General features: G+C 46.1%; 11 protein-coding genes. 6 read left to right on the top strand and 5 right to left on the bottom strand.

The genetic code is table 11. The annotated features are described in order from the left end of the window. Positions 1-471: 471 nt before the first annotated feature. The 3 genes from BKN38_RS09635 to BKN38_RS11295 form a co-directional block, all read right to left on the bottom strand. Entirely contained in the window at positions 472-888 is a 417-nt protein-coding gene (locus BKN38_RS09635) for a universal stress protein (RefSeq protein WP_066457914.1), read from the bottom strand. Positions 889-1,023: 135 nt separating this feature from the next. Then, a complete protein-coding gene (gene fliR, locus BKN38_RS09630) occupies positions 1,024-1,797 on the bottom strand; it encodes a flagellar biosynthetic protein FliR (protein ID WP_066457916.1) in 774 nt (257 codons plus the stop codon). 56 nt (positions 1,798-1,853) lie between these two features. Continuing rightward, complete coding sequence (locus BKN38_RS11295) at positions 1,854-2,003, bottom strand: hypothetical protein (protein ID WP_156528295.1); 150 nt, start codon at positions 2,001-2,003, stop codon at positions 1,854-1,856. Positions 2,004-2,149: 146 nt separating this feature from the next. On the opposite strand from BKN38_RS11295, the gene rbfA reads away from it, so the two are divergent. Together rbfA and rimP are read left to right on the top strand one after the other, a co-directional pair. Beyond that, entirely contained in the window at positions 2,150-2,491 is a 342-nt protein-coding gene (rbfA, locus tag BKN38_RS09620) for a 30S ribosome-binding factor RbfA (protein ID WP_066457923.1), read from the top strand. 63 nt (positions 2,492-2,554) lie between these two features. Continuing rightward, complete coding sequence (rimP, locus tag BKN38_RS09615) at positions 2,555-3,169, top strand: ribosome maturation factor RimP (protein ID WP_066457927.1); 615 nt, start codon at positions 2,555-2,557, stop codon at positions 3,167-3,169. A 127-nt stretch (positions 3,170-3,296) separates the two neighbouring features. On the opposite strand, the gene BKN38_RS11290 is transcribed toward rimP, so the two are convergent. Both BKN38_RS11290 and dcd read right to left on the bottom strand, forming a co-directional pair. Continuing rightward, positions 3,297-3,440 carry a hypothetical protein gene (locus tag BKN38_RS11290; RefSeq protein ID WP_156528297.1) on the bottom strand — a complete coding sequence of 48 codons (144 nt, stop codon included), beginning with the start codon at positions 3,438-3,440 and terminating at the stop codon, positions 3,297-3,299. Between the two features lie 3 nt (positions 3,441-3,443). After that, entirely contained in the window at positions 3,444-4,010 is a 567-nt protein-coding gene (gene dcd, locus BKN38_RS09610; RefSeq protein WP_066457928.1) for a dCTP deaminase, read from the bottom strand. Positions 4,011-4,150: 140 nt separating this feature from the next. Here dcd and accB point away from each other — a divergent pair, with 140 nt between their 5' ends. The 4 genes from accB to BKN38_RS09590 all read left to right on the top strand — a co-directional run bounded on the left by accB (position 4,151) and on the right by BKN38_RS09590 (position 8,610). Continuing rightward, positions 4,151-4,639 (top strand): acetyl-CoA carboxylase biotin carboxyl carrier protein, encoded by a 489-nt coding sequence (gene accB / locus BKN38_RS09605; RefSeq protein WP_066457929.1) that lies wholly within the window; start codon positions 4,151-4,153, stop codon positions 4,637-4,639. 2 nt (positions 4,640-4,641) lie between these two features. Beyond that, positions 4,642-6,060, top strand: a complete 1,419-nt coding sequence (locus BKN38_RS09600) for an acetyl-CoA carboxylase biotin carboxylase subunit (protein WP_066457930.1) — start codon at positions 4,642-4,644, stop codon at positions 6,058-6,060. Positions 6,061-6,273: 213 nt separating this feature from the next. Further along, a complete protein-coding gene (locus tag BKN38_RS09595; RefSeq protein WP_066457932.1) occupies positions 6,274-7,017 on the top strand; it encodes a hypothetical protein in 744 nt (247 codons plus the stop codon). A gap of 18 nt (positions 7,018-7,035) precedes the next feature. Further along, entirely contained in the window at positions 7,036-8,610 is a 1,575-nt protein-coding gene (locus tag BKN38_RS09590; RefSeq protein ID WP_070957815.1) for a DegT/DnrJ/EryC1/StrS family aminotransferase, read from the top strand. Positions 8,611-9,006: the final 396 nt, after the last annotated feature.

Raw genomic sequence — 9,006 nt, 5'->3', positions numbered from 1 at the left:
AGATGCTTTTAATCGTCATTGCGAGGATTCGCAGAATCTGAAGCAATCTATTTAGAAAAATTATGATTTTGTGATTTTGGCTATCCTCTGGATTGCTTCGCCTTGCTAACGCAAGTCTCGCAATGACAAAAAACGCAGGCAGTGCAAAATCGTCATTGCGAGCAGCACAAGTGCGGCGCAGCAATCTTAAAACGCAGAATCTGCAAATTTGGATTCTGCTAAAAAATCCACTTTTTCTTATAGATGGATTGCTTCGCTAGCGCTCGCAAAGCGCTAGCTTCTTCAGAAAACGAGCGGAGTGAGTTTCTTTAGTAAAGCGCTAGCTTCTTTAGTAATGACGAAAGAAAAGTTTTTCCAGCAATGAGAGGCTTAGATTTAGCAGAATCCAAAGAATCAGCTTCCACTTTAAAATTAGCTTCCGCTTTAAAATTAGCCTCTACTTTAAATCGGATTCTGCTTCCAAATCAGATTCTACTTCGCGACTAGGACAGGGATTGGCGATGAATTGATGAAGCTATTTTGATGCGAGTTGAAAATCCTATGCAGTAGCGACGACTCGCTAGCGCCAATCACTAGTAGGTCAAAATCATCTGCGATTTCTAGCATCACATCGATAGGATTCCCGGTGCGCAAAATCTTTTTGCAAGAAATGCCTTCACTCTTAAAAGTCTGCTCAAACTCATCGAGAATCTCATTGGACTTTTCTTTCTCGATATTTTCTATCGTGCCATAATCCACAATCCCGCTCTCTGCATACACCAGCACCTCCGGGCTCACATGCAAAAGTGTCAGCTCCACCTCCTCGCGATGCCCAAAAAGCCTGATGATAGTCTTTATCGCCCTTCGGCACTCATCTGTATCACTCACTCCAAACAACAATTTCGCCATAATCGCTCCTTTGATGATAAAAATGCTTGAGTGCTAATTGTAGCAAATCTATGTGTATTTTGCGCGATTATTTTGCGTGCGAGTTTGGTGCAAAATCTTGCGCTGGATTCTGCCTTTTGCCAAATCGCCGCCAAATCACTGCGGGCGGAAAATCACGCTAAGCGCGCGAAAAGCCTCGTATAAATCAGTTTTGAAATGATATAAGATTCCGGGGATGATGAGGATGATGACAGACATCGCGATGCCAATTTTCAATGGGAATCCGAAAGAGAAAAGGTTAAATTGTGAGTGCGTTTTCATAATCATACCAAACACAATATCTGCTAGCAAAATCATCCCAAGCACTGGAAATGCCATCGCAAAGCCAAGCGCAAACATACTGCCAAACGCGCGGATGAGGTAAGCCGGCAGCTGCGATGAAAACGACACTTCGCCAAGTGGCAGAATCTCTAGCGTGTAGGCGACAAACTGAAAGATGAGGTGGTGGAAATTTAGCATAAGCGCTAGGATGAGCGCGCTTAGGATGATGGCTTGCGCGATGATGGGGCGCGTGTTGCTGCTGGCTGGGTCATACGCGCTAGCCATCGTCATCCCCATCGAGAAGCTGATGCTATCCCCAGCGATAGACATCGCGCTAAAGACGATTTGCAGCGCGACGGATGCCATAAAGCCAAGCGCTATCTCCATAAATGCTGCAAACAAAAGATCGGGCAAAGTCGTGATATGCGCGTCTGTGTGGGCGAGCGGCAAAAAAAGCAGCGTGAGAAAAAACGCCATAGCCCCGCGCACCGACACAGGCACGAGCTGGGAGTCAAAAAATGGGAAAAATGTCAGTATCGCGCTAAATCGCAGCAAAAGGAGCAAAAATGTGATGACATTGCCATCGGTGAGGTAGCCGAGAAATTCCATGCTTTGCGTCCTTTGGGTTTTTGAGGCAGTTTAGTTTTGCTGCTTGTTTTTTTGGTTTAGATTTTGGCGTTTTTTGCGTCATTTGCGCTTTTTGGTTTTGGGGCGGTTTGGCTTTGGCGCTTGTTTGGCGTTGGATTTTGGCGCTTTTGGATTCTGCTTTGCGCTTTTATTAGCTTAGATTCTGCGATAAAAGCGCCTTGAAACAAAATGCAAATAATGACATAAGGCAACTTTTTTATAGATAAAATGTGGCATTTTGACAAATAAGCCAAGCGGGATTAAAGATAAATTTTTAAGCTTTATTTATTATAATGTTGGCTTCAAATAACAGCAATACCACAAAAGGCAAACGATGTCTATCCGCTTAGAGCGCACACAATCCATACTAAAAGAGCTACTCATCGAGGCGCTTAGCCAGCTTGATGATAGCAGAATCAATGGCGCAAACATCACCGAAGTGCTCTGCTCCAAGGGCAAATACAACGCGCGCGTGTTTATCCAGACAGACGCGCAGGACAAAAACGAGGTGCTAAAAGCCCTGCGTAAGGCACAAGGCATACTCAAAGAATATGTCCTAAGCAATAGCGGCTGGTATAAATGCCCAGATTTTGACTTCATCATCGATGAGGGGCTAGAGCGCGCGCGTGGTTTGGATGAGATATTTAGGCAGATTGCTAGCGAGTCTGGCAAATAGCAGATTTTAAGGCTCGCATCAAGCGCAAAACCAGAATCTACACCATAAGATTTAAGGAAAAACATGGATTTTACAAGCATTCAAGATGATATAGAAAGCATCATCGCGCCGCTTTCATGCAAGCTCTATGATATCTCGCTTTTGCGCGAAAATGACACGCAGATTTTGCGTATCAGCATCATGGCAGATGATGGTAACACGACGCTTGATATCTGCCAAGCGGTGTCTGAAGCAGTGTCACCATTTCTTGATGTCAAAGATGTGATAAAAGACGCCTACACGCTAGAAGTCAGCTCGCCGGGCATCGAGCGCGCGCTGAAAAATCCGCGACATTTTATGCTATCTATCGGTGAGCGCGTGAGTATGAAGCTGGTGGATAAAAGCGAGATAGAAGGCGCGCTAATAAAGGCGGATGAAAATGGCGTGTGGGTGGAGGCTGGCAAGGGTAGTTTTGGCAGTGCGGATTCTGGTGGCGTGGATTCTAGTGGTGTGGATTTTGGTAGCGCGGATTTTGGCGCATCAGAATCTAGTGGCGCGGGTGGCGATACATCTAGCGCAAAGTCAAGCGCTTTAGATTCTGGCGCATCAGATTCTAGTGGCGATAAGCTAGCGGGCGCAAACGCTGTGTTTATCCCCTATAGCGACATAAGGCGCGCTAAAACGATTTTTGAGTGGTAGGCGCGTTAAGCCAAATTTGCCTAAAGCTTGCTGCTAAAATGCTAAACTACGCCTGCGGATTCTTGAGATTTTTTAGAATTTTGAAAATCTTAGAATCCAGCCTTTTAGAATCCAGCCGCAAAATATTCTACAAACTCATAAATATAAAATCTCGCGCTAGAATCTGCCTAGAATCCGCAAAAATCTCGCGCGAGAATCTTAGAATCCAAAAATCTCCAGAATCTAAAACGCCAAAAAATCTTCGCCCCAGAATCGCCCCAAAATTACCCAAGAATCACCCCAAAATCCTCGGCAGCGTGATATTTGTCTGCCCTTGGTATTTGCCATTTTTATCTTTGTAGCTCACTTCGCAGGGCTCATCGCCTTGTAGGAATAGCACCTGCGCGATGCCTTCATTGGCATAGATTTTGGCAGGGATTGGCGTGGTGTTTGAAATCTCGATAGTGATATGCCCTTCAAACTCCGGCTCAAAGGGCGTGACATTCACGATGATGCCGCATCTCGCATAAGTGCTTTTGCCAAGACATATCGCTAGCACATCGCGCGGCATGCGAAAATACTCCACTGTGCGCGCGAGTGCAAAAGAGTTTGGCGGGATGATGCAAAAGCCCTTCTCCGCGCGCTTAAAGACGACATTTTTCTCGTCAAACTGCTTGGGATCGACGATCGCAGAATCTATATTGCTAAATATCATAAACTCATCGCTCACCCTTATATCATATCCATAGCTAGAAACGCCGAAAGATACGACATTTTGCCCCACTTGCTGCTCGCAAAATGGCTCTATCATATTGTGCTTTAGGCACATTTCTTTTATCCATTTATCCGATTTTAGCCCCATTTTTCACCTCGTTTTGTGATATTTTGTCATTTTTAGCGCTTTTTAGCGCGCGCTTCCAAAAGCAGATAATCTAACTTTAAGCTATTTTGGGTTGAAAAATGATATTATACAAAATTTATATCGCTTTTAAAGGATTTTTGATGAATCTAGTAGAGATCAAGAAACTCATGGAGATTTTCAGCTCTAGCGATATCGCTAAGCTCTCTCTAAAACAAGACAATTTCGAGCTAAAGCTTGACAAAAGCGCCACTCCAAGCGCGCCTTTTGTGGTATCTGCTCCTGCTAGCGCGCCACAAGCACAGCCGGCTGCACCTAGCCAAGCGCCGGCTGCCCCTAGCGCGCCACAGCCAAGCGCTACTCCAAGCGCGCCAGCGAGTGGAAGTGAAAGCGGCGAGTATATCACTTCGCCAATGGTAGGGACTTTTTACCACAAGCCAAGCCCTGATGCAGCGCCTTATGTCAGCGTGGGTGATAAGGTGAAAAAAGGGCAAACCATAGGCATCATAGAAGCGATGAAAATCATGAATGAGATAGAAGCAGAATGTGACTGCACTATCGTATCTATCGAGACAGCAGATGGACAACCTGTGGAGTTTGGAAGCAATCTTATAAAAATAGAGAGACTATAAGAATGAAGTCCCAATCAAAACACAGCGCAGAAGCGGGCAAAAAAAGCAAAAAGCCAGTCGGCAAAAAAATAGAGCGCATACTCATCGCAAACCGCGGCGAGATAGCACTCCGCGCGATACGCACCATCCAAGAAATGGGCAAGCAGGCGATCGCTATCTATTCTGTGGCAGACAAAGATACGCATTATCTTGATGTAGCAGATGCGAAAGTTTGCATCGGTGGGGCGAAAAGCAGTGAAAGCTACCTAAATATCCCTGCTATCATGAGCGCTGCTACTTTGTTTGATGCGGATGCGATATTTCCCGGATATGGATTTTTGAGCGAGAATCAGCATTTTGTCGAGATTTGCTCGCATCATGGCATAGAGTTTATCGGTCCTAGTAGCGAAGTCATGGTGATGATGAGTGATAAATCAAAAGCCAAAGATGTAATGAAAGATGCCGGCGTGCCGGTAATCATGGGAAGTGATGGCGCATTGAAAGACGCCAATCATGCCATAGAAGTAGCCAAAACCATAGGCTACCCTGTGATTTTAAAAGCAGCTGCTGGCGGTGGCGGACGAGGCATGCGTATAGTCGAAAAAGAAAGCATGCTAAAAAACCTCTATCTTGCCGCAGAATCCGAGGCATTGAGCGCGTTTGGCGATGGCACGATTTATATGGAAAAATTTATCAACAAGCCAAAGCATATCGAAGTGCAGATTCTAGCGGATAAGCATGGAAATGTGCTACACATCGGCGAGCGCGACTGCTCTGCGCAGCGCCGCCAGCAAAAGCTCATCGAAGAGACGCCCGCTGTCGTGCTCTCCCCTGAAGTGCGCGAGAATCTACTAAAAACAGCGGTCAAAGCGGCTAAACATATCGGCTATGTGGGCGCTGGGACATTTGAGTTTTTGCTAGATTCTAATAACAAAGACTTCTATTTTATGGAGATGAATACGCGCCTGCAAGTCGAGCACACTGTGAGTGAGATGGTGAGCGGGCTTGATCTCATCGAGTGGATGATACGCATAGCTGAAGGCGAAGAGCTGCCTTCACAAGACTCCATAACTTTCCGCGGACATAGCATCGAGTGTCGTATCACCGCAGAAGATCCTGTGCGATTCTACCCGAGTGCTGGGAAAATCACGCAGTGGATAGCGCCCGGCGGGGCAAATGTGCGCCTAGATAGCCACGCGTATGCGGGCTATGTCGTGCCGATGTTTTATGACTCTATGATTGGCAAGCTTATCGTGTGGGGCGAGGATAGGAAGCGCGCGATTGCGCGGATGAAGCGGGCTTTGAGGGAGTTTAGCGTGGAGGGGATAAAGACAACGATTCCATTTCATATAAAAATGATGGATAATGTCGATTTTCTAAATTCCAAAATACACACGAAGTTTTTGGAGCAGGATTTGGAGAGGAGCTTGGAGCAGGAGTAGCGCAAGTTTAGGGCGCTTTGGCGTGCTTTTGGTGTGGCTTTGCTGTGGCGCGGCGCAAGTGATAGGCGCGCAAAATTTGCAGATAGCACCGCAAAATGCGCTTATCCTAACGCGCAGAATCGGAATGCAAATTGCTTTGTTTTTGGCAATTTATGCAAGTTTGCAAGGATTTTTGGTTTTTTAGTTTTGAGACATTTTAGATAAGGCTTATTGATGAAAGTAGGTAGCGACTCTATACATCATGATTCTAATATCGCGCAAGATTCTAGCGCGCGCAGGCGCAGAGGCGCAGCGGCAAATACTGCAAACGCGGCAAATGTCGCCAAACAAGAAGTGACAAATGCCAGCCAAAACGCACAAGAATCCAAAAAGCCAGCCAGCATAGCAGAATCTAGAAAAGCCAGCACCAATGCCGCCGCAAGCATCGGCGATGCCAGCAAAACGCTAAATAACACCATAGGCTCGCTAGAAGTGATGATAGGCAGTCTCAAAAGCTTACAATCCCAAAGCAAAGATTTGACAAAACTTGCCAATAAACTACAAAAATCAAAAGATGAGCAAGACAGCGAGGACATCATCGAGAAATCCAACGAGATAAAAACGCAGATGAAAGAGGTGTTTGACTCGGCGAAGTTTGATGATGAGAATGTGTTTTACAAAAACTACGCGGCTATCATCCCAGAATCTAAGATTGAGGGCAAAAAAGCCGCGCCCACCGCGCTTGATATCAAAAAGCTAGATAATCTAAAAGACTATGCAAGCGAGCTAAGCGCGCAAAAACGCGCCGCTAAAGAAGCGCAAAGCATGCTAAAAATGCGTATAAACAGCGAGCTAGGAGCGCTAAACAGCGCAAACTACGAGCAGCTCGATCGCTCAAAGCTAAGCGATGAGGGTTTCAAAGCCGCGCAAAGTGGGCGGGGCATCACGCTAGATCGCGTCGTAAGCTTGCTTAAATAATCGTGCTAGAAAAAAATCATGCCAAAAAATAGCGCGCCCAAAAAAATAAGTGAAATAAAAAAGGCAAGCAAAATAAATAAAAAAGTGGATTCTGATTCTGGCGATTCCATAAAGTCTAGCGCGGATTTTTCAAAATCTACAAAAGCCAACGCAGAATCCAGCCAAACTACAAGAGCAACAAAACCCTTCAAGCCAGCCACACCAGAATCCAACCTCTCCTATAGCGCGCAGCTAATCGGGCAGGATGATATAGATTCTGTCATTTTAGCGCTCAAATCCCCGCTCCTCACGCAAGGCGCGCGCGTGGAGGCGCTAGAAAAAGAGATAGCCGAGTTCGTCGGCGCAAAATACGCACTCTGCTTCAACTCCGCCACCTCCGCGCTCTATGCCGCCTACAAATCCGCGCTAGAGCCCGGCACGCGCGCCATCACCACGCCCATAAGCTTTGTAGCCACTGCTAACATGATGCTAGAATGCGGCATCGAGCCGATTTTTGCGGATGTGGATTGGAGCGGCAATATCTCGATATCAAGCATTCAAAACGCGCTAGAATCCGAGCTTGCAAAGGCTTATCCAGAATCTAGTGCGCTAGATTCTCAAGCGCTAGATTCTACTCATCTGCGTCAAAATTGCCGCCCGCGTCAAGACCACCAAGCGCGCCAAAATCGCCATCCGCGCCAAAAATCAACTCTCGACACTAGTTTCAGCGCCAGCCAAACACCCGCCAAAATCTCCGCCATTGTCAGCGTGGATTACGCTGGAAATAGCGTAGATGTCGCAAGCATCCGCGCGCTATGCAAAAAACATGGGCTGAAATTTATCTCCGATAGCTCGCACGCATTTGGCGCAAGCGTGGGCGATGCGAAAGTCGGCAGTTTCGCTGATGTCAGCATCTTTAGCTTCCATGCGATAAAGCCCATCACCACCGCAGAAGGCGGCGCGCTCGTGACTGATGACGCGCAAATTTATGAGCGCGCCAAGCTCATCCGCTCGCATGGGCTCATCAAGCGCGGCGCATGGGAAAGCGAGGTAGAAACTAGTGGCTTCAACTTCCGCCTAAACGAAATCCAAGCAGCGCTAGGACTCTCGCAAATCCGCAAAATCGAGCGCTTCATGAAGCGGCGCGAAGAGATAGCGCGGTATTATGATGAGCGCTTCAAGCCCTGCGCGCATTTTGTCGCGCACCACGCGCACATCGCGCCAAACCACACCACGACCAACCACCTTTACCCCATATTGCTAGATTCTAGTCTTTATGAGAAAAAGGGGGCGATTTTTGCACGCTTGCAAGAGCTTGGGCTTGGCGTGCAGGTGCATTATAAGCCGATTTTTGAATACGCGCTATTTGCTGGCTATGCACGCTATCATGCGCTAGACAATGCATACCAAAACCCTATCGCGCGAGATTCTGCCACGCAAGATTCTGCTACTCAAGATTTTAGCGGGCAAAACCTTATTGTGCCAAATTTTATCGCGCAAGATTTCTATAAAGCAGAAATCTCGCTCCCCTGCCACCAAGCCATGAGTGATGCGGATGTAGAATACTGCATCAAATCCACGCTAGACACCATCGAGCATTTTGTTAGTAAATAAGCCTAGAATCTAAATTTGCATACTAATTACTTGCATAAGATTTAGTAGCAATCCACACTGGGCTTAAAATCACTAAAAAGATTCTTATATTTGCCTAGAATTGATAGCGGCGATTTTAGATTTTGCAAACATAATACAATGTTGCTTATTGCCAATTTTTCCAGTATAATCACAGCTTTGCAATGCTAAATCTAATCCAAATAAAGTGGAGTTTATAAATGAATCAAACTAACAATCCGAGCAACCAAGTAGCACATGTATTTTTTGGTTGTGATGAAAACTATATAAAATATGCTGCAGTGACAATACAAAGTATCATCGCAAATATCAATAAAAAGCTAGAATCTAGCAATATAAATGATGCAGATAATGTAAATAGCGCCATTTCTATCGGGG

The sequence above is a fragment of the Helicobacter sp. CLO-3 genome (genome assembly GCF_001854545.1).
In the GTDB taxonomy this organism is placed as follows: domain Bacteria; phylum Campylobacterota; class Campylobacteria; order Campylobacterales; family Helicobacteraceae; genus Helicobacter_B.
This window is presented reverse-complemented; position numbering and strand designations above follow the sequence as displayed.